Source organism: Streptomyces sp. NPDC005181, assembly GCF_040608395.1.
Taxonomy (GTDB): Bacteria; Actinomycetota; Actinomycetes; order Streptomycetales; family Streptomycetaceae; genus Streptomyces.
Map to the genome: position 1 here is coordinate 46,426 of NZ_JBEXID010000028.1, position 25,097 is coordinate 71,522.

20 protein-coding genes and 1 riboswitch are annotated in these 25,097 nt (G+C 71.3%); of the genes, 10 read left to right on the forward strand and 10 right to left on the reverse strand.

All coding sequences use genetic code 11. The features are described 5' to 3' along the window. Positions 1-22 precede the first annotated feature (22 nt). Both ABZV38_RS19625 and ABZV38_RS19630 read right to left on the reverse strand, forming a co-directional pair. Positions 23-1,039: an LAETG motif-containing sortase-dependent surface protein gene (locus tag ABZV38_RS19625; protein ID WP_356328571.1), complete on the reverse strand. Its 1,017-nt coding sequence runs from the start codon at positions 1,037-1,039 to the stop codon at positions 23-25. A gap of 832 nt (positions 1,040-1,871) precedes the next feature. After that, positions 1,872-2,192: a chorismate mutase gene (locus ABZV38_RS19630; protein ID WP_356328573.1), complete on the reverse strand. Its 321-nt coding sequence runs from the start codon at positions 2,190-2,192 to the stop codon at positions 1,872-1,874. Positions 2,193-2,550: 358 nt separating this feature from the next. Between ABZV38_RS19630 and guaA the strand changes: the two genes are divergently transcribed. The 5 genes from guaA (at position 2,551) to ABZV38_RS19655 (ending at position 7,883) form a co-directional block, all read left to right on the forward strand. Then, a complete protein-coding gene (gene guaA / locus ABZV38_RS19635; RefSeq protein ID WP_356328574.1) occupies positions 2,551-4,146 on the forward strand; it encodes a glutamine-hydrolyzing GMP synthase in 1,596 nt (531 codons plus the stop codon). 115 nt (positions 4,147-4,261) lie between these two features. Next, complete coding sequence (locus tag ABZV38_RS19640; RefSeq protein WP_356328576.1) at positions 4,262-5,017, forward strand: class I SAM-dependent methyltransferase; 756 nt, start codon at positions 4,262-4,264, stop codon at positions 5,015-5,017. A 94-nt stretch (positions 5,018-5,111) separates the two neighbouring features. Further along, positions 5,112-5,882, forward strand: coding sequence for a class II aldolase/adducin family protein (locus ABZV38_RS19645; protein WP_356328577.1), 771 nt, complete (start codon positions 5,112-5,114; stop codon positions 5,880-5,882). Between the two features lie 113 nt (positions 5,883-5,995). Then, a complete protein-coding gene (locus ABZV38_RS19650; RefSeq protein WP_356328580.1) occupies positions 5,996-7,261 on the forward strand; it encodes a hypothetical protein in 1,266 nt (421 codons plus the stop codon). Positions 7,262-7,373: 112 nt separating this feature from the next. Next, complete coding sequence (locus ABZV38_RS19655; RefSeq protein WP_356328582.1) at positions 7,374-7,883, forward strand: DoxX family protein; 510 nt, start codon at positions 7,374-7,376, stop codon at positions 7,881-7,883. 156 nt (positions 7,884-8,039) lie between these two features. Here the strand turns inward: ABZV38_RS19655 and ABZV38_RS19660 are convergent, their stop codons facing one another. After that, positions 8,040-9,353, reverse strand: a complete 1,314-nt coding sequence (locus ABZV38_RS19660) for a PspC domain-containing protein (RefSeq protein WP_356328584.1) — start codon at positions 9,351-9,353, stop codon at positions 8,040-8,042. 180 nt (positions 9,354-9,533) lie between these two features. Here ABZV38_RS19660 and ABZV38_RS19665 point away from each other — a divergent pair, with 180 nt between their 5' ends. Then, entirely contained in the window at positions 9,534-10,832 is a 1,299-nt protein-coding gene (locus ABZV38_RS19665; protein ID WP_356328586.1) for a PspC domain-containing protein, read from the forward strand. Further along, the gene (locus tag ABZV38_RS19670) at positions 10,816-11,511 is read left to right on the forward strand and encodes a response regulator transcription factor (protein WP_356328588.1); all 696 of its coding nucleotides are present in this window, start codon (positions 10,816-10,818) and stop codon (positions 11,509-11,511) included. Before ABZV38_RS19665 ends, ABZV38_RS19670 begins: the two co-directional genes overlap by 17 nt. A 41-nt stretch (positions 11,512-11,552) precedes the next feature. Here the strand turns inward: ABZV38_RS19670 and ABZV38_RS19675 are convergent, their stop codons facing one another. Together ABZV38_RS19675 and ABZV38_RS19680 are read right to left on the reverse strand one after the other, a co-directional pair. Beyond that, positions 11,553-12,314, reverse strand: a complete 762-nt coding sequence (locus ABZV38_RS19675; protein ID WP_356328590.1) for a GNAT family N-acetyltransferase — start codon at positions 12,312-12,314, stop codon at positions 11,553-11,555. A 57-nt stretch (positions 12,315-12,371) separates the two neighbouring features. Further along, a complete protein-coding gene (locus ABZV38_RS19680) occupies positions 12,372-13,427 on the reverse strand; it encodes an NlpC/P60 family protein (protein WP_356328592.1) in 1,056 nt (351 codons plus the stop codon). Between the two features lie 356 nt (positions 13,428-13,783). Between ABZV38_RS19680 and ABZV38_RS19685 the strand changes: the two genes are divergently transcribed. Then, entirely contained in the window at positions 13,784-14,137 is a 354-nt protein-coding gene (locus tag ABZV38_RS19685; RefSeq protein ID WP_356328594.1) for a hypothetical protein, read from the forward strand. Between the two features lie 93 nt (positions 14,138-14,230). Here ABZV38_RS19685 and ABZV38_RS19690 read toward each other — a convergent pair whose 3' ends face one another. Beyond that, positions 14,231-15,397 (reverse strand): NlpC/P60 family protein, encoded by a 1,167-nt coding sequence (locus tag ABZV38_RS19690; protein ID WP_356328596.1) that lies wholly within the window; start codon positions 15,395-15,397, stop codon positions 14,231-14,233. Beyond that, positions 15,396-15,561, reverse strand: a riboswitch (cyclic di-AMP (ydaO/yuaA leader). (Overlaps the previous gene by 2 nt.) Positions 15,562-15,819: 258 nt before the next feature. Between ABZV38_RS19690 and pcrA the strand changes: the two genes are divergently transcribed. Further along, positions 15,820-18,273: a DNA helicase PcrA gene (gene pcrA / locus ABZV38_RS19695; protein ID WP_356328599.1), complete on the forward strand. Its 2,454-nt coding sequence runs from the start codon at positions 15,820-15,822 to the stop codon at positions 18,271-18,273. 46 nt (positions 18,274-18,319) lie between these two features. Here the strand turns inward: pcrA and ABZV38_RS19700 are convergent, their stop codons facing one another. Both ABZV38_RS19700 and ABZV38_RS19705 read right to left on the reverse strand, forming a co-directional pair. Next, positions 18,320-19,828, reverse strand: a complete 1,509-nt coding sequence (locus ABZV38_RS19700) for a peptidoglycan DD-metalloendopeptidase family protein (RefSeq protein WP_356328601.1) — start codon at positions 19,826-19,828, stop codon at positions 18,320-18,322. Positions 19,829-20,122: 294 nt separating this feature from the next. Further along, positions 20,123-21,010: an alpha/beta fold hydrolase gene (locus ABZV38_RS19705; RefSeq protein ID WP_356328638.1), complete on the reverse strand. Its 888-nt coding sequence runs from the start codon at positions 21,008-21,010 to the stop codon at positions 20,123-20,125. Between the two features lie 354 nt (positions 21,011-21,364). Between ABZV38_RS19705 and ABZV38_RS19710 the strand changes: the two genes are divergently transcribed. Next, positions 21,365-21,778, forward strand: a complete 414-nt coding sequence (locus ABZV38_RS19710) for a cobalamin B12-binding domain-containing protein (protein WP_356328603.1) — start codon at positions 21,365-21,367, stop codon at positions 21,776-21,778. Between the two features lie 175 nt (positions 21,779-21,953). On the opposite strand, the gene ABZV38_RS19715 is transcribed toward ABZV38_RS19710, so the two are convergent. Then, positions 21,954-23,570 (reverse strand): DUF5691 domain-containing protein, encoded by a 1,617-nt coding sequence (locus ABZV38_RS19715; protein ID WP_356328605.1) that lies wholly within the window; start codon positions 23,568-23,570, stop codon positions 21,954-21,956. A 17-nt stretch (positions 23,571-23,587) separates the two neighbouring features. Then, positions 23,588-24,988, reverse strand: coding sequence for an SWIM zinc finger family protein (locus ABZV38_RS19720; protein ID WP_356328607.1), 1,401 nt, complete (start codon positions 24,986-24,988; stop codon positions 23,588-23,590). Between the last annotated feature and the right edge of the window lie 109 nt (positions 24,989-25,097).

Sequence of the window (25,097 nt, forward strand, 5' to 3'; positions counted from 1 at the left end):
CGCCTACCGGTGACGACGCCTGTTATGCGGCGACGTCACCGTTCCTGCGACGCCGCACGACGAACATCGCGCCGGCGCCGAGCGCTACGGCCGCGCCGCCCGCAAGGGCGAACATCGGCACTGCGGAGGACGAACCGGTCTCGGCGAGCGTGCCGGAGACGTTGCCCGTCGTGTTGGAGGACGGGGACTCGGCCGGGACCGGGGCGGTGCCACCGGTCTGCGGCGTCGAGCCGCTGCCGCCGGACTTCACGATCTGGAACTTGTACGCGACGTCGCTGACGCCCATGCAGTCCTTGTCGCCGATGTACAGACCGGCGCCGAGGGTGAAACCGGCACCGACCGGGGCGGTCGACTTCACGTTGATGCGGAGCGGGATGTCGACCTCGTAGCCGGCCTGGATCTCGTCGGACTGACCGACGTAACCGACCGCGCGGCCGTCCTCGCTGAGGTCCTCCCACTCGTTGGTGTCCAGGTCGAGCGCCTGCAGGCTGACCTGCTTCGACTTGAACAGGTCCTCACCGTTCTTGTCGGAGGAGGCGCCCGCGAAGTAGTCGATCTCCCGCACGGTCGACTTCGAGGAGTTGTAGACGTTCATCGTGAACTTGTGCCAGCCGCTGCCACGGGCGATCTTGCCGGGCAGGCCGTTGATCGAGATGTCCAGGTCGGACTTCTCGCACTCCGTCGGCTCCTCCGGGTCCTCGGACTCGGACGGGGTGCCCGACGGAGTCACGGAGCCGGACGGGGTGCCGGACGGGCTGGTGCTCCCGGAGGGAGTGGAGGACCCACTCGCGGCGGGGTCGCCCGTCTCTTCCGCGGGCTTACTGTTCTCCTCGGCGGGCGAGGAGGTGCTCTCGGCGGGCGCGGTGGTGGTGACGTCGGCGGACGGCGTACCGGTCTGCGCGGACTCGGTGGGCGCTGCAGACGTCGTCTCGGCCGCAGGGACCGTGTCGTCGGCGAACGCGATCGGGGCGGCCAGGATGGCAGCGGGGGCCATGACCGCGGTGGCTGCGGCCACCGCCATCGCGCGGCGAAGCTTCATGAAAGACCTCGGAAGTCCGGCGTGCCGCTTCGGGTGCGGCACGGATGAGTGGACAGGCCTTCCGCGTGGTGGGGTCACGGGTGGGGCCGGTTGTTCTGCATACATGACCTGTGGTCCGGGGTAATGGTTGTCCGGATATTCACAGAATCTTTATGTGACGCCCGTCACGTCTCGCGCCGCGACCCCGGCGTGACCCGCGGTGCACCGCCCGGGCCGCCGCCCTGCTGCACCCCACGACCCGCCGCGCCTTCAAGGGCCGGGGGCCGCGAAGGATCACGACATGACCAAGGGCCCGCCCCATGGACCGCGAACCGGTCCATGGGGCCCTTGTCGGTCAGCGCCGATGCCAGGGCAGTGCCGCTGTCGATAAGCGGTCCCGGGGGTGGCGCCGCAGGGGTGTGGTGTCGTGCATCGGGTCTGCGCCCCGGTGCACCGGGGCGCATGAGTGGTGCCGACCCAGGTCAAAGACGGTGCGACAGGAGGGGGACTTGCCCTTTGTGGCCTGCTGGACGGGCGGTGCCCCGCGCAATCGTTTCGACCGGATACGGTCGGCTCCGGGCGTCCCCGGAGCCGACCGCCCTTGGGGTGACCGGGCTGCTGTCCCCTGCCGACCGGTCACGCACGCTGGGGCGCGGTCCCACGGCGTACCTGCAGTACGCCACACGCTCCAGCGGAGCCACGCGTGGTTTCTTCGAAGGCCGCCCCTGGCTGGCACGGACACCGGGACCAACGAAGTCACCGTGGGCCCGGTCACGCGCCGTACGGGTGAGAGTCGGCCCGAACGCAGATACGCCCGTACAGCCCCGCGGCCGGTGCGGCGGCCTCACGGGTCTCACACGCGGCCGCGGCACAGCTCCAGCAGCGTCATGGCGAGCGAGGTGCCGGGCTTGCCGAGCGCATCCCGGTACTGGCCGAGGATCTCCATCTCGCGGGAGAGGCTGACCCGGCGGCCGCCGGAGGTGATCCGGGCCTCCTGGATGACCGCCGAAACGGCCATGCGTTCCTGGACGAGCCCGATGATCCGGTCGTCCAGTGAGTCGATGCGCTCGCGGGCTCCGGCGATCAGCGCGGCGGCCTCGTCGGTGCGCGCACCGGTCTCCTCGGTGAGGGACTTCTCGGTGAGCTTCTTCGCGGCGACGGCGGTGCTGTTCATTCCGTGACTCCTGGTGTCCTGGTGGGGTGCGGCCCCCCGGAACGATCGGACCCGGAATGCCAGAACGCCCCGGGCCTGTCGGCCCGGGGCGCCTGGAACGTTGCTTGTCAGTGGCTCAAGCAGCACGACCATGGCAGCCGGCGGGCCGGGTGCCATAGGTAAAGACGTAGGTCGTGTGCTGACGCATGCGACCAGTATGGACCCGCTCCCGCCGGTGGTCCAACATGGCGCCCGGATGGTGAGACGCCGCAGTGAGGGCGGTCGCCGACCCCGTGCCGACGGACGCGAACAGGGTCTCCCCCGCATCCCCGGTAGAATCGGGAGGACCGACCCCCCTTCACCGCCGGAAGGCCGCCCCGTGCCAGCAGCACCCCCCGCCGCCCCCGACACCGCACCCGACGTGGTCCTTGTTGTCGACTTCGGCGCGCAGTACGCCCAGCTCATCGCCCGACGTGTCCGTGAGGCCCGGGTCTACAGCGAGATCGTCCCGTCCACGATGCCGGTGGCCGAGATGCTGGCCAGGAACCCCCGGGCGATCATCCTGTCCGGCGGCCCCTCCTCGGTGTACGCGGAGGGCGCGCCCAGCCTCGACCGTTCGCTGTTCGAGGCCGGGGTCCCGGTCTTCGGCATGTGCTACGGCTTCCAGCTGATGGCCACCACGCTCGGCGGCACCGTCGACGACAACGGTGCCCGTGAGTACGGCCGCACCCCGCTGACCGTCTCCAAGACCGGCTCCACACTCTTCGAGGGCACGCCCGCCGAGCAGTCGGTGTGGATGTCGCACGGTGACGCCTGCTCCGCCGCTCCCGAGGGCTTCACCGTCACCGCGTCCACGGACGTCGTGCCGGTCGCCGCCTTCGAGAACGACGAGAAGAGGCTGTTCGGCGTCCAGTACCACCCGGAGGTGCTGCACTCCACGCACGGCCAGCAGGTCCTGGAGCACTTCCTCTACCGCGGCGCCGGCATCGAGCCGACCTGGACCACGACCAATGTGGTCGAGGAGCAGATTGCGCTGATCCGCGAGCAGGTCGGCACCAAGCGCGCCATCTGCGGCCTCTCCGGCGGCGTGGACTCCGCGGTCGCCGCAGCCCTCGTACAGAAGGCCATCGGCTCCCAGCTGACCTGCGTGTACGTTGACCACGGTCTGATGCGCATGGGCGAGACCGAGCAGGTCGAGAAGGACTTCGTGGCCGCCACCGGCGTTCAGCTGAAGGTCGTCGACGCCGAGGAGCGGTTCCTCAAGGCGCTGGCCGGGGTCTCCGACCCCGAGCAGAAGCGGAAGATCATCGGCCGCGAGTTCATCCGCGTCTTCGAGCAGGCCCAGGCCGAGCTCGTCGCCGAGGCGGGGGCGGCCGGCGAGGACGTCGCGTTCCTCGTGCAGGGCACGCTCTACCCGGACGTCGTGGAGTCCGGCGGCGGCACCGGCACCGCCAACATCAAGTCCCATCACAACGTGGGCGGCCTCCCCGACGACATCGAGTTCCAGCTCGTCGAGCCGCTGCGCCAGCTGTTCAAGGACGAGGTCCGGATGGTCGGCCAGGAGCTCGGCCTGCCGGAGGAGATCGTCCAGCGCCAGCCGTTCCCCGGCCCCGGCCTCGGTATCCGGATCGTCGGTGAGGTCACCAAGGACCGGCTCGACCTGCTGCGCGAGGCCGACGCCATTGCCCGCGAGGAGCTGACCGCGGCCGGACTCGACCGTGACATCTGGCAGTGCCCGGTGGTCCTCCTGGCCGACGTCCGCTCGGTCGGCGTCCAGGGCGACGGCCGCACCTACGGCCACCCGATCGTCCTGCGTCCGGTCTCCTCCGAGGACGCCATGACGGCCGACTGGTCGCGCCTGCCCTACGAGGTCCTGGCGAAGATCTCCACCCGCATCACGAACGAGGTCGCCGACGTCAACCGCGTCGTCCTCGACGTGACGAGCAAGCCGCCGGGCACCATCGAGTGGGAGTAACCCTCCCCACGGGGTCAACGTGATGCCGTCGCTCATTCGTTTGAGCGACGGCATCGTCGTACCGGCTGAGAAAACCGATTGCACCGCCCGCACGACCGTGCGAGGCTCCGCGACCATGTCTGCCGATGAGATCCGCCCGATCATCTCCGCGCCTCACAACTACCGACTGACCTGGAACACCCCGCTCTCCGAAGAGCACGCCGCGCAGTTGATCTCGGCTTGTGCACCCGCCCCCGGGGCGCGCATCGTGGACATCGGCAGCGGCTGGGGCGAACTGCTGATGCGACTGGTGGCATCGGCGCCCGGCAGCACCGGCGACGGTGTGGAGACCGACCCCGACGCCGTGGCGCGCGGGCGGGCGCTCGCCGAGGAGCGGGGGCTCGCGGAGCGCGTACGGTTCCACGCGACGCCCGCCACCGAGTGGACCGAGAGCGGCTACGACCTCGCCGTGTCCATCGGTTCCGCCCATGCCTGGCCCGGCTCGACGGCCGAGGCGCTGAAGGCCCTACGCGCCGCCGTCCGGCCCGGCGGGCGGGTGCTGTACGGCGACGGGATCTGGCTGCGGGAGCCGTCCCCCGCCGCACTCGGCGGCATCGGGGCCGAACCCGGCGACTTCGGTTCGCTGCTCGAATTGATCAGGCTCGCCGAGTCCGTCGGGCTGCGCGCACTCCAGGTGACCGTCGCCGACCAGCGCGAATGGGACCTCTTCGAGTCGAACGGGCCGATCGGACGGGGTGAGCGCTGGGCGCTGGAGAACCCCGGCCATCCGCTGTACGACGAGGTGATCGCCGAGGTCGACGCCCGCCGCACCGGCTACTACGGCGGCTACCGCGGGGACTTCACCCTCGCCTACCTCGTGCTGAGCGCCTGACCGTTCCCGAATCGGTGCGTGATCGCTCTGGCCACCTGCGGCGACCGGCGGTAACTTCCGGTCCCGTACGCCCTGGGAGCCCCGAGGAGTCGCCATGCCCGAGCCCACACCGATACCCGTGGAACAGCTGCAGTTCGCGATGCCGCCCGTCCATCAGTCGATCGACGAGGAACGCGCGTACCGCAAGGAGCGGCTGGCCGGGGCGCTGCGGCTGTTCGCGGCGTACGGGTACGAGGACGGCGTCTCCGGTCACATCACCGCGCGGGACCCGGAGTACACCGGCTGCTTCTGGGTCAATCCGTTCGGCGCCCCCTTCGACGGACTCCTCCCGGACGAGCTGATCCTGGTCAACGGCGACGGACAGGTCGTCGAGGGGCGGCACCACGTCAACCAGGCGGCGTTCGCCGTCCATGCCCAGGTGCACCGGGCCCGCCCGGACGTCGTCGCCGTCGCGCACACCCACTCCCTGCACGGACGGGCGCTGTCCGCGCTCGGTGAGTTCATCGAGCCGATCACCCAGGAGTCCTGCGCCTTCTACGAGGACCATGCGGTCTACCAGGCCTACACCGGGGTCGTCGTCGACGGGGAGGAAGGGCGTCGGATCGCGGCAGCGCTGGGCCCCCGCAAGGCGATCATCCTGCGCAACCACGGGCTGCTGACCGTGGGCGACTCGGTGGACGCCGCCGCCTGGTGGTTCGTCACGATGGAGCGTTCCTGCCAGGTGCAGCTGACCGCGCGGGCGGCCGGGAAGCCGGTTCTGATCGAGCACCGGGACGCGGTGGCCACCCGCGAACAGCTCGGCAGCGACCTGGTGGCCTGGATCAACTACCAGCCGCTGTGGAAGAGGATCTCCCGAACATTCTGACGATCCGCGCGTCCCGGCCGCCCCGATGCGGGCCCGTCCCGTCCCGTACGGCACAATTCGCAGCAATCAGTGGTCAGTTGGCAGTACGTGGGCGGGAAAGGGTGGCGTTCTCCGTGGCGTTGGACGAGGCACGACAAGGCACGCACGGCGGTGGCTGTACGTGCGGCGACTGCCCGCACGGAGCGCGCGAGGGACACCGGCGCGCGGTGGCCGCCTTCCTGGCCAAGCGGGACGAACTCGCCGCGGGCCAGGGGCTGCCGACCGGCGTCGCCCAGTCCGCGTCCGCGACCCGCCAGTGGGTCTCCGACGAGCTGACCGAGTCGGCCCGTGCGGTCGCCGAGCGCAGCCGGGAGGCGGGCGACGCCTGGCTCCACCAGGTGTGGGTGCGCACCCTGACCGTCGTCTGGGGAGGCGTCGCCCTGCTCGCCATCGGCGAGGCCGGCACCGCCATCGGTGCGGGCTGGTCGACGGCCCGCACCGCCGGTCTGCTCGCCGCGCTCGTCACCGCCGGGCTGCTGACCGGCGCCGCCCGCTTCCACCGGGCCCGCGGCGGCGTCCTCGCCCCGCTGATCGGTGAGGACAACCGGCTCTCGACCTCCCGTGCGGTCGCGGTGGCCTGGGTGCTGCTCGCTGTCTTCTCCGTACTCGTCCTCGCACTCCAGCTGGCGGGCGCCTCCGGCCACGCGGAGCGCGACGCGCTGATCGACGGCCTGGAGCTGGCGCGCGGCGCCGGGGTGCTGACCGCGCTGGCGCTGGTATGCGCCATTGCCGTGGTCGTGCGCCGGGTGGTGACCGGACGCGCCCTCGCCGGGCGGCTGCAGAAGCTGCGCGCCGACCGGCCGCGCGCCGCCGATCTGCTCACCGACGACTCCGGGCGGGGCAGCTTCACCGACGTGCAGTACGTGCTGGTGAGCGCCGTGGCCGTACTCTTCGCCGCGGTCCGGCTGGCCCGCCGGCCCGAGCAACTGCCCGATCTGCCGTGGGGGCTGGCCCTGTTGGTGGCTGTCTCCGCGGCGACGTACTTCGCGGGCAAATACACGGAGGGCGGGCGTCCGGTCGTGCTGTCCGTCGTACGGGCCCGGGAACCCGGGGATCTGGACGCGCCGATCCGTACCGGCGACGACATCGAGATCCGTGGCGCCGGTTTCGTACCGCCCGGCGCTGGGGCCCCGGACCGGCTGGCCCGCGTGGTCGTCCGGATCGGCCGGGTCCATGTCCATGTCCCGCTGGTCCCGGTGGCAGGCGGCTTCGCCAACCCGGCGGACACCGTGCTCACCGTGCCGGTGCCGGTGGAGGTCGAACCGGGACTGGTGGACGTACAGGTCGTGACGGCCGCCGGGGTGGAGACGAATCGGGTCGAGATCGACGTCACGGACTGAACGGCAGGACGGATCCCCGCCGAATGCACCTGATCGAGCCGTAGGGCTGGTGAGCAGCGCGTTCACCGCGTACGTATGGTCTGGTGACGGGTCGACGGAAGGCGGGGTCACTATGCATGGGTACGGCACGAATACAGGTGGTCTGGGCGAGAAGAGGAGCCTGCGGGAGCTGGCACGGGAGCATGCGCTGCTGCCGCTGCGCATATTTCTCGGCGCCACCTTCATCTATGCCGCGCTCGACAAACTGACGGACAGTGCCTTCTTCCGCGCCGCCGGGCCGGGGTCCGTCGGCGAGATGATGCACGCGGTACGCGACTCGTCCGCGATCCCGGCACTCGTCGACCTCGCGCTGAAGAGTCCCGGAGGGGTCGGGTACGCCATCGCCTTCGGTGAACTCGCCGTCGGCATCGGCACCCTGATCGGGCTGTGGACGCGGCTCGCCGCACTCGGCGGGGCACTGATCTCGCTGAGTCTGTGGCTGACCATGAGCTGGCAGGCCGATCCTTACTACTTCGGCAACGACCTGGCCTACCTCATGGCCTGGCTGCCGCTCGTGCTCGGTGGCGCCGCGTCGTTCTCCGTGGACGCCCTCCTCGCGTCGCGCCGGCGACGTATCCGGTAGCTCACCCACGTCGTGGTGGCGGCCAGCCAGAAGCCGCCGAAGAACACCGGGAAGAAGAAGGCCCAGGGGGCGTCCCAGGTGCCCGCCGCGTCCGCCGCGTAGCCGGCCGCCAGGGCGAGCATCGCGATGCCCGCCACCGCGCGGCCCGGCCGGATCTCATGACGCAGCACGAGTGACCTCCACCTGTCCGATACCGACTTCCAGATCCAGCTCGACCGTGCCGGCCGGGGTGACGCCGGCCGGCGGAGCGATCGTCCGGTGTTCTCTCTGCGCCGGGCTGACGTCCACATCGCCCGGGGGATCGGCCGGCAGCCGGATGTCCCCGAGCCCGGCCTCCGCCCGCACCTGGACGGTCACCGCCCTCGGTACGACGACGACCGCCCGGCCTGCGCCCACCCGCACCCGGGTGCTGACCGTGTCGCCCTTCGGGACCGGGACCTCGGTGAGGTCGAGCGTGCCGACCCCGGAGCCCAGTTCGTACCGCGGCTGGACCGCCGCGACCGAGGCCGGCCGCCACTCCTCGCGCACCCACTGGGTGCTGATCTCCTTCGGCAGCGCCGCCGCGCCCGCCAGCAGCACCGCCGTGATCATCGACAGCAGCACCGTGCCGAACCCGGTCCGGCCGAGGAACGTGCTGACGACCATGCCGGCACCGAACACGGCGAGCGCCGCGGCCAGACCGAACTGCAGGCTCGTACCGAGCGGATGGGTCTCCCAGCTGAGCCCCGTGGACAGACCGCCCGCGACGAGCGCAAACAGAAAGACCAGGCCACCGATCGAGTGCGGCCCCCGGTCCGCCCGCACCCGTTCGGGCGCGCGGAACGGGGCGTCCGCCGCGGCGCTGCGGGGCCGTACCGTCCCCTCGCCGAGCACCGTGTCCGCCGGACCCCACAGATAGCCGGCGCCCACCGGCCCCGAGGTGCCGTCCTTGATGATCGGATCCCGCCACCAGGACGGGCCGGCCGGCGACGGCGGCGCCTTCACCTCCGGCGGCGCGTCCGCCACCGCCTGTGCGGCCGCCGGGTGCAGCGGGTCCTCGGGGGCCGCGGTCCTGCGGTGCCGCGTCCAGACACAGAAGCCGATGACCGCGAGCGTCAGCATCGCGGAGAACGCCAGCGTGCCGCCGTTGCCCAGCATGGAGAGGAAGAGCCCGCAGCCGATCAGCGCGAACAGCACCGCGATCAGCGACGCCCCCTCGACCCGGCCCGACAGCAGCCTGCGCGCCTCGTTCTCCTCCTCGCCCTCCAGCGGGATCAGCAGCCACGCGAAGCCGTAGAAGATCAGGCCCAGGCCACCGGTCACCGACAGGACACCGAGCACGATCCGGAAGATCACCGGGTCCACGTCGCAGTACCGGCCGAGCCCGCCGCACACCCCGGCCACCACTTTCTGCCGCGAGCTGCGCTGCAGCTGCGGACTCGGTGCGGAGGGCGGCGCGACGCCGGAGGCGGCGTCCTGGGGAACGGTCATGGCTCCATGGTGACGGGCCGTGCGCGCCCGCGGCACCCGCGCCGACCCTGGCCGATCCCTGATATTGGCCGCGCGGACCCTGAGGGTAGGCCCTCGAGTCCCCGTACGACCGGCCGTCTCAGGGTTGAGTGGGGGCCGACCCTGATGCCGCCGACCGGCCCGGCATGTGACGATCGGAGCATGCCAGCCGCCACGCCCCGAGCCGGGGGCTCCCTCAGCGCCGACCCGGAGGAGCCACCGCTGCGCAAGCTGTACCGCAGCGCCGACGGACGGCTGCTCGGCGGCGTCGCGCGCGGACTTGCCGGGCATCTCGGGTTGCCCGTCGCCTGGGTGCGGTTCGTCTTCCTCGGCCTGTTCTTCGCGGACGGCCTCGGTGCGCTGCTGTACGCCGTGTTCTGGATCGTCGTCCCGCTCGGTGTCGGCGGGGTCGAGGCGCCGCGCTCCGTCTTCGATACAGGCGCCGACGGCCGGCGCCGGCTCCGCAAGCCCGACAAGGGGCAGGTGTTCGCCCTCATAGCGCTGCTGATCGGCGCCGTCATCTTCGTCGGCAACGTCGACATGGGCAGCAAGGCCGACCGCTACATCTGGCCGACGCTGCTGATCGGCGCGGGCTCCGTCCTGGTGTGGCGGCAGGCCGACAACGCGCGGCGGGCCCGCTGGATGGAGGTCGGCAGCCGCCGCCGGGTGCTGCATCTGGCCCGCGGGCTGGCCGGGGTCGCCCTGGTCGGCCTGGGCCTCGCCGGCTTCATGGTGGTACGCGGCTCCGCGGCCCAGCTCGGCAATGTCCTCACTGCGGCGATCGCCGTTCTCACCGGCATCGCGCTGCTGGCCGGCCCCTATCTCGTACGCATGACCCAGGACCTCTCCGAGGAACGCCTGATGCGCATCAGGGCCCAGGAGCGCGCCGAGGTCGCCGCCCATGTCCATGACTCCGTGCTGCACACCCTCACTCTGATCCAGCGCAACGCCGAGGACCCGGGTGAGGTCCGCAGGCTGGCCCGCGCCCAGGAACGCGAACTGCGCAACTGGCTGTACAACCCCGAGGGCACCGGCAAGGAGGAGGGCGACGAACCGGAGACCCTCGCCGAGGCGGTCAAGCGCGCCGCCGCCGAGGTCGAGGACAAACACGGCGTTCCGCTGGAAGTCGTCGTCGTCGGCGACTGCCCGCTCGACGAGAAGCTCGCCGCTCAGATGCAGGCCGCACGCGAGGCGATGGTCAACGCCGCGAAGTACGGTGGCGAGGGCGGCGCGGTGCAGGTCTACGCGGAGGTCGAGGGCCGTACGGTCTTCGTCTCGGTAAGGGACCGGGGGCCGGGATTCGATCCGGATTCGGTACCGGCGGACAGAATGGGCGTACGAGAATCAATCATCGGCCGGATGCAGCGCAACGGCGGTACGGCGCGGCTGCGTTCGGTGCCCGGCGGGGGCACGGAAGTCGAGCTGGAGATGGAGAGGGCGAGCGATGACGGAGACCACTGAGGCAACTGGGGGCCCGGAGCGCCGGGTACGGGTCGTGCTCGTCGACGACCACCGGATGTTCCGTACCGGGGTGCAGGCCGAGATCGGCCGCACCGAGGAGACCGGCGTCGAGGTCGTCGGCGAGGCTGCCGACGTCGACCAGGCGGTCACCGTCATCACGGCGACCCGCCCCGAGGTCGTCCTCCTCGACGTCCACCTGCCGGGCGGCGGCGGCGTCGAGGTGCTGCGCCGCTGCTCCCCGCTGATGGGTGCGGCCGAGAACCCGGTGCGCTTCCTGGCGCTGTCCGTCTCGGACGCCGCCGAGGACGTCATCGGCGTCATCCGCGGTGGCGCCCGCGGCTATGTCACCAAGACGATCACCGGCACCGACCTGGTCGACTCGGTCTTCCGGGTCCAGGACGGCGACGCCGTGTTCTCGCCCCGGCTGGCCGGCTTCGTCCTCGACGCCTTCGCCTCGACGGACGCGCCGCCGGTCGACGAGGACCTGGACCGGCTGACGCAGCGCGAGCGCGAGGTACTGCGGCTGATCGCCCGCGGCTATGCGTACAAGGAGATCGCCAAGCAGCTGTTCATCTCGGTGAAGACGGTCGAGTCGCATGTCTCGGCGGTGCTGCGGAAGCTCCAGCTGTCGAACCGGCACGAGCTGACGCGGTGGGCGACGGCCCGACGGCTGGTCTGAACTCCGGAAGCGCACCGGCGGGGCCGAGACCCCGGAGGTGCTCAGGCGGGGTCGAGCGAGATGTTCAGCTTCTCGCCGATCCTGCGGTATCCGATGCCCGCGTAGATCCGCTCCACATCGCCGTCGCCCGGCTCCAGCCACACCACCCGGCAGCCCCGCGCGAACGCCGTCGCGGTCAGATGCGCAGAGAGCGCGGCGCCGATGCCGCGGCGGCGGAACGTGTCGGCGACGGCGAGACCGGCCAGTTCGGTGAGGCCGTCGACCGGGACCGAGCAGCCGCCCGCGCCCGCCGGGACACCGTCCACGGTGGCGAGGGCCGCTACCCCGCCGCCTGCCACCGCGTTGCGCAGCCAGGCCGCCGCGCCGCCCTCGGGTTCGCCCGTCCCGCCGTAGCCGTGGTGCTGAACGCGGGCGGCGGCGTCGAACTCCGTGCCGGTGGCGGGTTCGGTGATGACGAGGGCGTCCACCGGCTTCGGCGGCAGGAGGTCGCCGGGGGCGCAGGCCAGGATCGGGGCCTGGTTCTCGACGGTGAAACCGGCGGCGAGCAGCGCGGGTTCGACCGCGGGCGCCGCACTGGGCAGATACTCCAGACGCGGCATCCGGTCCCGCTCTCGGAACGCGGCGATCAGCGCCTGCACGTCGGCCGCCGTCGGCTCGGCCCCCTGGTCCGGGATCGCGTAATTGGCGTACTTGAGCTGCCAATGGGGGTTGTGGCGGACGGTGAACGGGCCGATCCGCAGATGGTCGGGGGAGCGCAGGGCGAGCGTACGGGTGTGGCTCTGGACGTCTGTGTCCAAGGGCATGTGCGGGGTCTCCTTCGACCGGTCCCGGCGGGACTCCGGACTGCGGCAGCCGGGAGCCTATGCCACCCGGGTCGCCCCGGCGAAGGGCATTTCGTCGATCGGTGCGATGCGGACCGGTGCACCGGGGTGCGGCGCGTGGATCATCCGGCCGTCGCCGATGTACAGGCCGACATGGCTGACGCCGGAGTAGAAGAACACCAGGTCACCGGGGGTGAGTTCGGAGCGGGAGATGCGCTGCCCGGCGTTGATCTGCGTGTATGTGGTGCGCGGGAGCGAGACACCGGCGGAGCGCCAGGCGGCCTGGGTCAGCCCGGAGCAGTCGAACGAGGTCGGACCGGTCGCGCCCCAGACGTACGGCTTGCCCAGCGCCCCGTAGGCGAACGCGACGGCCTCTGCGGCGCGGGCGTTGGGGGCGGCCTGTGCGGCGCCGGCGCGCCGGTCGCTGCGATCGGCGTGGCCGGCAGCGGAGCGTGTGGTGTCCCACCGCTCGTACGCGGCGCGCTGCGCGGGGGACAGGGTGTCCAGGAGCCGCTGGGCGTCGGCCAGTTTGGCCCTGACCGTCGTGCGGTGCTTCTTCAGTTCGGCCTGGCGGGCGCCCAGTGCCGCCAGCTCCTCCTTCGCCTCGGCGCGCAGCTGCGCGATCTCGGTGACCTGCCGCTGCACCTTGGAGAGCTCGGTGGCCTGACGGTCGGCGATCCGGTCCACGTACGAGGCCCGTTGCAGGTACTGGTCGGGGTTGGAGGAGAGCGCCAGCTGTACGGCGGGGTCGATGCCTCCGGTGCGGTACTGCGCGGCGGCGAGCGAACCGAGTGCGTTGCGGGAGGCGTTGAGGCGTTCGGTCCTGCGGGCGGCCTCGTCGCGCAGTGCTCCCAGGGACTTGGCGGTGGCGGTCGCCTTCTCCTTCGCGCCGTTGTACTGCTCGGTGGCGACCTCCGCCTGGTGGTACAGCCGGTCCACTGTGGCCTTGACCTGGGAAGGGGTGGGCTGTGGATCGGCGTGTGCAGCCCCCGGCAGGGCGGCAGCTGTCGCGGCCCCCGCAAACGCGAGGGTGGCTGCGGTGCGGGCAGCAGAGCCGGTATGCGGGCGCTGCTTGGGTTTTCGATGTGCTGCCACGGGGGCGGGGCTCCTCGCTGTCGACTGCCCGTCGGGGCCTACCGGCGGGCCCGCGGAGGTCCGACGGCGAAGCCGGCAGGGGGGAGCGGCTCGCCGCCGGACTCTTCGGCGGGGTGACCGGGTCGCCGTCCGGGTGCGGAGCGACGGTGAAGTCGGTCACCTGGATAGGGACGCTAAACCCGGGGCATGGGGAAGAGTCGTAATGACGGCTATTGCCCGAATTTGGCGAGGCGATGTCATCAAGTGATCGGAGAAATCGCACCAGAGGCAGGCAATTGGTGCAGATGCGAGTGAAATGCACAGATCCCCCACCTCGCCGGAGGGCGGTGCTATGACCCCGGCTAGGCTGCGGCCCCATGGACGTACTCATCAATGTCTTCGTCGCGCTGCACATCATCGGTATCGCCTCCCTCCTGGGCGGCTTCCTGACCCAGATGAAGGCGATGGGCGCGGGCACGGCACGCTTCGTCCCGGCGATGCTGCACGGTGCGCTGACCATGCTGGTCACCGGTGTTGCACTGGTCGGGCTCAACCAGGCCGACGACCAGCCGGTCAACAACATCAAGATCGGCGTGAAGCTGGCGGTCCTGGTCGTGATCCTCGCGCTGGTCTACATCAAGCGGGACGAGGAGAAGGTCGAGAAGGGCGTCTTCGCGGCGGTCGGCGGACTGACAGTCGCCAATATCTTCATCGCGACCCTCTGGACCTGAGCCGGCCGCTGCCGCCCGAGCCGCCCCTGTCATTCATCGCGCGAGCCCCTGCCGGATCCGTCCGGCAGGGGCTCGTCGCTGTCCGGGGCCGCGCTACGCGGGCCGCACGCTGCCGTAGATCGGCATGTAATAGATCGACTCCTCGCGGACATTCGCCCCCGGCTTCGGGGCGTGGATCATCATGCCGTCGCCCTCGTAGATGCCGACGTGACTGATGTCGTCGTAGAAGAAGACGAGGTCGCCCGGCTGCAGATCCGCCGTCGCGATCCGCGTGCCGATCTCCACCTGGTCCCAGGTGGTACGGGGGATGTCGACGCCCGCCGCCTTCCAGGCGGCCTGGGTCAGCCCCGAGCAGTCGTACGACGAGGGGCCCGTCGCGCCCCAGACGTACGGCTTGCCTATCTGGGCGCGGGCAAAGGCGAGGACCTTCTCGGCCTTCGTGGTGGCGCTGGTGTCCGAGCCGGTTCCGGTCCCGGTGCCCGTTCCCGTATCGCCGCCGGATCCGGCCTGCTGCGCGGCCTCCTCGGCCTTGCGGTCCGCCTCGGCCTTGGCGGCGGCCTGCCGGCGGGCCAGCTCCTCCGCCTTGCGCTTGGCCTCCGCCTCCTTCTTGCGCTCCAGCGCTGCGAGTCGCGCCTTCTCCTCGGCCGTCAGCTTCGACAGCATCGTGCGGGCCTCGCCCAGCTTCTTCTGGACGTTCTCCTTGCTCGTCCGCAGCGTGGCCTGCGACTCGGTGAGCGTCTCCAGGCTCTTCACCGCCTCGGCGCGCTTCTCCGACGCCGCGGCCTGCTGGGTGCGGAAGTCCGTGACCGCCTTCTGCTGCCGGCCCGCCATCCGGGCCATCAACTGGTTCTGGTCGAAGTACGACTGCGGGTCGTCGGCCAGGAAGAAGGTGGCGGTCGGTGCGATGGAGCCGGTGCGGTACTGCGCGGCCGCGTACTCACCGAGCGCCCTACGCGCGTCGTTCAGCTTGTCGGCACGCTTCGCGACCTCGTTCAGCAGGGCGTCGGCCTTGCCCCGCTGTGCGGCGGAGGCCTCCTTCGCCTGGTTGTACTGCTGGGTCGCGGTGCCCGCCTGCCGGTAGAGGTCGTCGACCTTCTTCTGCACGTCCTCGATGCTGGGCTTCGGTGAGGCCGGCGCGGCCGTGGCGCTCTGCGCGGACAGCAGGGTCATCCCTGCCAGTGCGGCCGTCGTGAACCCGACGGCGGGGGTGGTGCTGCGCACACGGGTGCGCGGTTTGCGATGCGACGCCAAGGCCGGCATCTCCTTCCGTGGACCGCCTACCGGGTTAGCTGTCGGGTTCGGGCGGAACGGAAGGCTGCCCTACGGTCCGAATGAGGGATATGGACCGATTCACCCCGGTGATGCATGTGGGTCCCCGGTTCCGAACTCCCGCGAGGGCAGCCCGGATTCAGCGTGGGAGCCCGCTCGGCGTGGTTCGCCTCAGGTGGTACGGGCCGCCCGACCGAGCACGCTAGCCAACCCATGGTGCTGCTGTGAAGGTTGATGTTCGATATGCCCGATACATTTTCGTGACCTTGATGACGGGGTGGTGGTGCGGGCGGAGCGAGCCCCCTCTTCCCTTACGCGGTGTGGGTGCGTGGTCTCTGTATGTGCCCGTGTTCCGGGTGCGGTTAGCCATGCGGCCGCACGGTGTCGGTGCGGCGGCCTAGACTCGTCAAGCGATGAGCAGCCTCTTTGACGACAGTTTCCTGGCCGGCCTCCAGCACTCGGAGGAAGAGCCCCCGCCGCCCCCCGAGGACTCCGCACCCGAAGCGGTGCCGGAGGACCTCTTCGCGGGCGTATTCGACGCGCCCCCGCCGCCCAGGGACGCGTACTACCGGGACGGCGCCCACCGCCCCGTCATCGACGCCGCCGCCCTGCTCGACGGGCTGAACACCGAGCAGCGCGCCGCCGTCGTGCACGCCGGCTCGCCGCTGCTCATCGTCGCCGGGGCCGGCTCCGGCAAGACCCGGGTTCTCACCCACCGCATCGCCCATCTGCTGGCCGAGCGCGGGGTGCACCCCGGCCAGATCCTGGCGATCACCTTCACCAACAAGGCCGCGGGCGAGATGAAGGAGCGCGTCGAGCAGCTCGTCGGACCGCGCGCCAACGCCATGTGGGTCATGACGTTCCACAGCGCGTGCGTACGGATCCTGCGCCGGGAATCGAAGAAGCTCGGCTTCACCTCGTCGTTCTCGATCTACGACGCCGCCGACTCCAAGCGGCTGATGGCCCTGGTCTGCCGCGATCTGGACCTCGACCCGAAGCGCTTTCCGCCGAAGTCGTTCACGGCGAAGGTCTCGAACCTGAAGAACGAACTGATCGACGAGGAGACCTTCGCCGGGCAGGCCGCGGACGGCTTCGAGAAGACGCTCGCCCAGGCCTACGCGATGTACCAGTCCCGGCTGCGCGAGGCCAACGCACTGGACTTCGACGACATCATCATGACGACGGTCCATCTGCTCCAGGCGTTCCCCGATGTCGCTGAGCACTACCGCCGCCGCTTCCGGCACGTCCTCGTCGACGAGTACCAGGACACCAACCACGCGCAGTACACACTCGTACGCGAACTGGTGGGCCCGGCCGGACCGGCCGACGCCCCCGCCGAGCTGTGCGTCGTGGGTGACGCGGACCAGTCGATCTACGCCTTCCGCGGCGCGACCATCCGCAACATCCTCCAGTTCGAGGAGGACTACCCGAACGCGACGACGATCCTGCTGGAGCAGAACTACCGCTCCACGCAGACGATTCTCTCCGCGGCCAACGCGGTCATCGAGCGCAACGAGAGCCGCCGCCCCAAGAACCTCTGGACGAACGCGGGCGAGGGCGCCCGGATCACCGGCTATGTCGCCGACACCGAGCACGACGAGGCGCAGTTCGTCGCCGACGAGATCGACCGGCTGACCGACGCGGGCGACGCCAAGGCGGGCGATGTCGCCATCTTCTACCGGACGAACGCGCAGTCCCGGGTTTTTGAAGAGATCTTCATCCGCGTCGGCCTGCCCTACAAGGTCGTCGGCGGCGTGCGCTTCTACGAGCGCAAGGAGGTCCGGGACATCCTTGCCTACCTCCGGGTCCTCGCCAACCCCGAGGACACCGTCCCGCTGCGCCGCATTCTGAACGTGCCGAAGCGCGGCATCGGCGACCGCGCCGAGGCGATGATCGACGCCCTGTCGCTGCGCGAGAAGATCACGTTCCCGCAGGCGCTGCGCCGCGTCGACGAGGCGTACGGCATGGCGGCCCGCTCGGCCAACGCCGTCAAGCGGTTCAACACGCTGATGGAGGAGCTGCGCACGATCGTCGAGTCGGGCGCGGGCCCCGCCGTGGTGCTGGAGGCGGTTCTGGAGCGGACCGGCTATCTCGCGGAACTCCAGGCGTCCACCGATCCGCAGGACGAGACCCGCATCGAGAACCTGCAGGAACTCGCCGCCGTCGCGCTCGAGTTCGAGCAGGAGCAGGGGGAGTCCGACGCGGGGGAGGGCGCGAGTGCGGGCACGCTCGCCGAGTTCCTGGAGAAGGTCGCGCTCGTCGCCGACTCCGACCAGATCCCCGACGAGGACACGGACGGCTCCGGCGTCATCACACTGATGACCCTGCACACCGCGAAGGGCCTCGAATTCCCGGTGGTCTTCCTGACCGGCATGGAGGACGGCGTCTTCCCGCACATGCGCGCGCTGGGACAGGCCAAGGAGCTGGAGGAGGAGCGGCGCCTCGCCTATGTCGGGATCACCCGGGCCCGTGAGCGGCTCTATCTGACCCGGGCGGCGATGCGCAGTGCGTGGGGGCAGCCCTCGTACAACCCGCCGTCGCGGTTCCTCGAGGAGATCCCGGACCAGCATCTGCAGTGGAAGCGGACCGGGCCGATGGCGGCACCGGCCGGACCGACGTCGGGCATCACATCGTCGCTGTCCTCGTCGCGCTCACGCTCGGGCCCCTCGGGTTTTGCGACCCGGCGCACCTCGGACAAGCCGACGATCACGCTGGTGGTCGGGGACCGGGTCACGCACGACCAGTTCGGGCTCGGCACGGTGACAGCGGTCGAGGGGATCGGCGACCAGGCGAAGGCGACGGTCGACTTCGGGGACGAACGGCCGAAGAAGCTGCTGCTGCGGTACGCGCCGGTGGAGAAGCTCTAGGCAGGACGCCCCTGGGGCACCACCGGCCGTGGGTCCTTGCGGCTGCTCAGGTCGGGTCGAGGCCGTGGCTGCGGAGCCAGGGCAGCGGGTCTATGGCCGCGCCGCCACCGGGCCGGACCTCGAAGTGCAGGTGCGGGCCGGTGGAGTTCCCGGAGTTCCCGGAGTACGCGATGACGTCACCGGCCTTGACCGGGCCCGAGCGGATCCTGGTGCTGCTGAGGTGGCAGTACCAGGTCTCGGTGCCGTCGGCCGTGGTGACGATGGCCATGTTCCCGTAGGCGCTGTTCCACTGGGTGCGTACGGTGCCGTCGGTCGCGGCCATCACCGGAGTGCCGTACGAGACGGGGAAGTCGATGCCCGTGTGCACGGACATCCAGTTGACGCCCGCCTGGCCGAAGTAGGCACTGAGGCCGTGCTGCTTGACCGGCAGGAGGAACTTGGGCCGCAGCGCCTCTTTCCGTGCGGCCTCCTCCTCGCGCTTCTTCTTCTCGGCCGCCTGCCGCTCCTTCAGGTCGATGCGCTCCTGGGTGCGGCTGGCGCGGTCGGCGAAGTTCTCGGCGTCGGCGCTGAGGTTGGCGAGCTGGGTGTCCAGCTTGTTGTTGGCAGCGACCGGCTTGACGGTGCCGGGGTCGGCGGCCGCCATCGACATGGTGTCGTCCTTCTCCTCGCCGCTGCCGAGTCCGCCCACGGAGGCGGCTGCGATACCGGCGACGCTCATCACGCAGGCGGAGGGAACGGCGACGGTGAGGAGCGCGGAGCGCTTCGCGGGGGTGCGACGCCGACTGCGGCTGCCGCTGCCGCTGCGGGTGCTGGGGCGGCTCACGGGGCGGGGAATGTCGCCCGCACTCTGGTCCGCCGCGCGGTCCGTGTCGAGGCCGTCGCCGTCGTCGCCGCTGTCGTCGGTGTGGTCGGTGCGGTCGGTGTCGGTGTCGGGGAGGCTGAACTCGGCGGTGCGGTAGGGCTCGTACGGATCGTAGGAGCTCGGGTTCCCGTACGCCTCGTATGACTCATGCGCCTCGTACGGATCCTGGGCGCCGTGCGCACTCTGTTCGGGTTCGTACGACTCCTGCGCAATGTGCGCGGTTTGCTGTTCGTGCTCGGGCGTGGCGCCGGTGTTCCAGGCGGTGGCGTCGTATGCGCCGGTGTCGTAGCCGACCGTCTCGGCCGTCGCCCACTGGCCGTTCTGATACCAGCCGTTGGCGTCCCACTGGCCCGACGATTCGGGGGAGCCGCCCTGCGCGGGAATGCCGCCGTCATCTTGCACCCAGGTTGCGGTGGTGGCGTACTGCTGCGGCTGCTGGGCTCCGTACGCGACATAGGGGTCGTACGAGGCGGTCTGATGCGTGCCCGCGTCCCACTGGGTGGAGTCGTACGGGGCGCTGTATCCGGACTGTCCGGCGTCGTAACCGCCGGCGTAGTCACCGTTGTAGGCGGTGGTGTCGTACGTGCCGTCGTAGCTGCCCGGGAGGGTGCCGAAGAGCGGGTCGTTGTCGAAGCTGCCCGTGGAGTGGCTGTCGTAACCGACATACCCGGCGTGGGGGTGCTGGTCGTTCACCAACTTCTCTCTCGCCTCGGCAGCAGGACCTGGGGTCTGGGGCCCGGTGGGGGATCCCAGGGGGAAAGCAGTGGCCGCGACTGTACCCGCCGGTATGCGACGCCGACAATCTTCGTCAGGTTCCGGCAGCTCAGGAAACGGGCAATCGGCCGTCTTTCGACGGACTGTGCACAGAGCTTTGGCTCTATGTTCGACACGCGTTCTATTTACTGGCCTGTCCGGGCGGCCCCGGGTGCGGGTCGGCATCCCTCATCGCGGCGTGGCGGTCTTGCGCGGTGAGGATTCCGGTCTTCCTCAGGCCACCGACGTGGTACCCGCGAGTCCGGGGGTGGCTTCCGGGGACTCCAGCGCCTGGCGGATCCCCGCGGCGACCGCCGGGTGGACCGGCAGCGCGAGATGGCCGATCCCGCTGACGCGTACGTTCTGCGCATTGAGGTCCGGATGGTCGATGCAGGCCGCCTCGGCCGGGACGATCACCTGGTCCAGCTCGCTCCAGAAACTCACGAACCGGGTCCGGCAGCCGGGCGCGGGCCGGCGCAGCTCCTCGATCGGGGCGGAACCGCTGCGCATCTGGCGCACGATCGGATGCGCACTGGCCATCGGGGCGACGGCCGTGCCGCCGTGCGGGGTGCCGAGAGTGACCAGGGTGCGGACCCGCCGGTCACCGCCGAGTCGCTGCACGTAATAACGGGCTATCAGGCCGCCGAGGCTGTGCCCGACGATGTCGACCTCATGGTGTCCGGTGCGGGCGCAGATCTCCTCGATGTGCCGTCCGAGCAGCTCGGCGGCCGTGCTGATGTCGCAGGTCAGCGGCGAGTAGTTGAGGGATTCCAGATGGTGCCAGCCGTGCCGGGCGAGGGAGCGGCGCAGCAGGACGAAGACGGAGCGGTTGTCGATGAACCCGTGGAGCAGGACGACGGGCGGCCGGTCGGGGCTCCGGACGGGAAGGACCGGGGTCGCGGCCTGTGCGGTGGACGGCTCGAAGGACGGTTCGGCGGGTGGCTCGGACGGGTGCGCGGGGTCCCGTCGCTCACTGGTGATGCCTGCGGGGTAGAGGAGAACATGCCCGGCGAGCACGATCAGCTCCAGTGCCGTGGCCCTCAGCAGCGCCGATGACAGCCAGGTGCGGTGCAGGCACGGCCCGCGCAGCAGCAGCGGTGGAAGGAAAGGCAGGACCTTCATGACCCTCATGGCCGACCTCCTGCTCGGCGCACGGGGAGGCGGCTCCGGTCCCCGTATGCCCTCATGGGCGCCGTGGCAGAGGTGTGGACGGGGGCTGGTCGGGCCCCTGGTGCCGTACCGCCGTGCCGTGCGGCTGGCGGCGCGGTGGTACGGCGACCTCATAGCGGCTCCCCTGGCGTCCGCCCCGCGCGGCGGGTGTGCCGCGAGATGCGGGAAACGGAGCCTGGCGAACATGTCCCAGGTGTGATTTCCCCCTCCCGGTCCACCGCGAAACGGCGGGGTGCGGGATGCTGTCGATAACGTTCGTTCACATCCCCGGCCCTTCAGGCTCGGGAGACGCATGTGGAGGCAGTGATGGGTGTGACCGGTCCGATCCGTGTGGTGGTGGCCAAGCCGGGTCTCGACGGCCATGACCGCGGCGCCAAGGTGATCGCGAGGGCGCTGCGTGACGCCGGTATGGAGGTCATCTACACCGGGCTCCACCAGACGCCCGAGCAGATCGTGGACACCGCGATCCAGGAGGACGCCGACGCGATCGGCCTGTCCATCCTCTCCGGCGCGCACAACACGCTCTTCGCCAAGGTGATCGAACTGCTCAAGGAGCGGGACGCGGAGGACATCAAGGTGTTCGGCGGCGGCATCATTCCGGAGGCGGACATCGCGCCGCTGAAGGACCAGGGCGTCGCGGCGATCTTCACCCCGGGAGCGACGACGGCATCGATCGTCGACTGGGTGAACGCGAACGTCCGCCAGCCCGCGGAAGCCTGACCCCGGCGGAGGGCGGTCCAGGCCCGCCCGAGCCGGGTCGACGCCCGCCCCGGCCCGCCTGTCGCGTCTCCCGCGGCACGCGGTCCGGCGGCCCTGTGCCCTGGGAGAAAGTGACGACCGGTGTGGCTCCGCGCCATCCCGCCGCGCTCCCCGTCGCACCGTCCCCCAGCCCCGCCTACACCGCCTCCGCCCCCAGTTCGGCATCCATCGCCGCGCGCAGCCGCAGCGTGGAGACCAGGCGCTGGAACGCCTCCGACCAGTAGCCGGCCGCACCCGGTGACGCGCCTTCCGGCTCGTCCGGGGTGGTCGTGAGGACTTCCAGGCGGTCCGCTTCCGCCGGGTTCAGACAGCGTTCGGCCAGCCCCATGACGCCGCTGAAGCTCCAGGGGTAGCTACCCGCGTCGCGGGCGATGTCGAGCGCGTCGACGACCGATCTGCCGAGCGGTTCCGCCCACGGGACCGGGCAGACGCCCAGGAGCTGGAACGCCTCCGACAGACCGTGCGCGGCGACGAAGTCGGCCACCCAAGCGGCCCGTTCCGCGCCGGGCAGTGTGGCGAGGAGCTTCGACCGCTCGGCGAGCGACGCCGTACCGGGGCTGTTCGACGGCGGGAGCGAGGGGGCGCCGAGCAGCGCGCGCGCCCACTGCGGGTCGCGCTGCCGCACCGCCGCCCGGCACCAGGCGGCGTGCAGCTCCTCGCCCCAGCCGTCGGCGACGGGCAGGGCGACGATCTCCTGCGCCGTACGCCCGCCGAACCGCCCCGGCCAGACGGACAGCGGGGTCGCCTCCACCAACTGGCCGAGCCACCACGACCGTTCGCCCCGTCCGGACGGCGGCACCGCCACCACGCCGTCGCGCTGCATCGCGGCATCGCATTCGTGCGGCGCCTCCACGGCGACGGTCGCGACGCCGGCCGTCAGGTCAGGGTTCACGCACGAAGAGGCACGGGCTGCCATCCGCCCGGCCAGCGCCGACTCCGGCAGCGCGGACAGCAGCTCGGCGGCCGTCGCGCGCACATTGCGGCTGCGGTCGGAGAGCGCCTGCTCCAGGAAGGGCTCGTCCACGGCGGACAGTCCGACGCGCAACGAGTCCAGGAACATCAGCCGGTCCTCGGCACGCTCCGTCGGCCACGTACTGGTCAGCAACGCGAGCGCATCACCCGGATCGTGCGCCCGCACGGCCCCGAGCAGGGCGACGCGCTCGGCGAACAGACCCTCCTCCCACAGCCGGCGCACCGCATCGGCGTCGGTCACCTCGGGCAGCAGTGAGCTTCCGGACGAGCCGCGCAGCGCGAACTTCCACTCGGGGTTCAGTCCGGCCAGCCACAGCCCGCGCGGCCCGGCGAACGCCAGGGCCTGCGGCCGCAGGTCGGTACGCGCCCGGGCCGCGTCCAGCAGGGGTGGCAGCAGCGCCGCCGGGGCCCGGAAACCGCGCAGACTGGCGGCGGCCAGCCACTGCGGGATCAGCTCCGTGAGATCGGGCGCCGCACCGCGCCGGCCGCCCGCACCGCTCGGCGCCGACCGGTCGGCGAGCAGCTGGGCGAGCCTGCGCCGCGCGGCGGGCGGCAGGGGCGGCCGGAGGTCGGCGGGCGCCGTCCCGGGCCGGGCGGCCGCAGCCGCGGGCCGCAGCCCGGCTCTGCGCCGCACCGTATGCAGCGCCGCCGCATCCAGCAGCGCCACCGGCGCCGGCCTGGCTCCCGCCGCGGGTGGCCGGCGGTCGGTACCGAGCAGCGCCGATGTGACGAGCTCCTCCCACACGGTGGTCGTACTGGGCATCGGTCCTGTACCGGGCATCGGTCCTCCTCCATGGGTCAGATGAGCGGCACGGTCTCGGCCGTACCGTCGTCGGAGCTGTCGGCCCAGGCCGCGAGCGGGTCGAAGCCGCGGTGGCCGCATTCGCCGGAGACCGTGACCGGCGCGCCGCCGGAGAGCGCCACGAGCTTCCACAGACCCGGCCGGGACAGCGCCGACGGGGCGAGGGGCAGGGCCGTATCGCCTGCCGCGTCCGCCAGCTGCCAGCCCTCACCCGACGGCACCGGTACGACCTCGCGCAGGGTGACCGGCCAGGACTCCAGCCAGGGGTCGTCCCGCAGGGCGTGCCCGTACGCGGCGACCGCGGCCGTTGCCGTGGAGCCCGGCGGGGGAGCACCGGTCGGCACCGGCGCACCGAACTGCCCGCCCAGCTCAGCCCGTAGCTGGCCGGCCCCCCGATACGGCGTGAGCTCGGCGTCGATGGTGACGCCCACCGGCAGGGCCTGACCGGGGGAGCGTCCGGCCGCCCCGAAGGACAGCAGCAGTGCGGTGCGGCCCGAGTCTCTTCCGTACAGCCAGATCCGGCGCGTGACGATCTTGCCGTCCGGGGTGTCGTACTGGGCGAGGACCAGCCAGTGGTCGCGGACCGGCGGACCATCGGCGGAGGCCGTCAGCCCCACCCGCGTACGGACCGTCGCCGCCAGCGGCTCCGGCAGCCGGTCGATGCCCAGCCACGCGGTGTCCAGCAGATGCAGCAGCGCACACTCCTCCAGCAACCGCACCGGCCAGCCGGGGCCGGACGCCGGGATCGTCCCCAACTCCCGTACCCGGACCGCCAGTCCCGATGCCTGGGCGTCGACCATGCGGGCCGCCGTCTCCTCCCACCACCCGTACCCCGACTGATCGGCCGCCGCCAGACCCCCGCGCAGCAGATCCGTCAGCCGCTGCTCCAATTCCTGTGCGCCGCCGGTGATCCGCTCGGCCCGGCGCTCGGCGCGCCGCCTCGCGGCCGCCGGGTCGGCCGGGCCCGCACCGGCGCCGCCCGCGCCTCCCCCGGCCGGCTCGGCCTGCTGCGCCGCCTGTCTGCGACGGCTGTCCAGCCACTTCCCGGCCCAGTCCGGCGCCTCCGCCGGTCCGCGCACCGCCTCGTCCGACGCCCAGAGCAGCAGCAGACCCAGCGCGTGCTTGCACGGGAACTTCCGGCTGGGGCAACTGCACGTGTACGCAGGGCCTGTCGTATCGACCACCGTCTGATACGGCTTGCTCCCGCTTCCCTTGCACAGCCCCCACACCGCACCTGATCCGTCGCAGCCCGCGCCGGACCACGGACCGGCCGAACCGAGCCTGCCGCCGGCCTTGCGTGACGACTCGTCAGGAGCCAGGGCCAGGACCTGCTCCACCGTCCAGCGCACCACCGGAGCAGCGGTGCGCAAGGGTTCTCCCCCGTGAGATAGCAGCATGGCAACGACGGTAGGACGCGGCACTGACAATCGGCTCCGACCTGCGGAACGACCGCGGGAAGGGCCGACTGTCAGTGGCATGGTGCACGGTGGGAACCACACCCGGTCG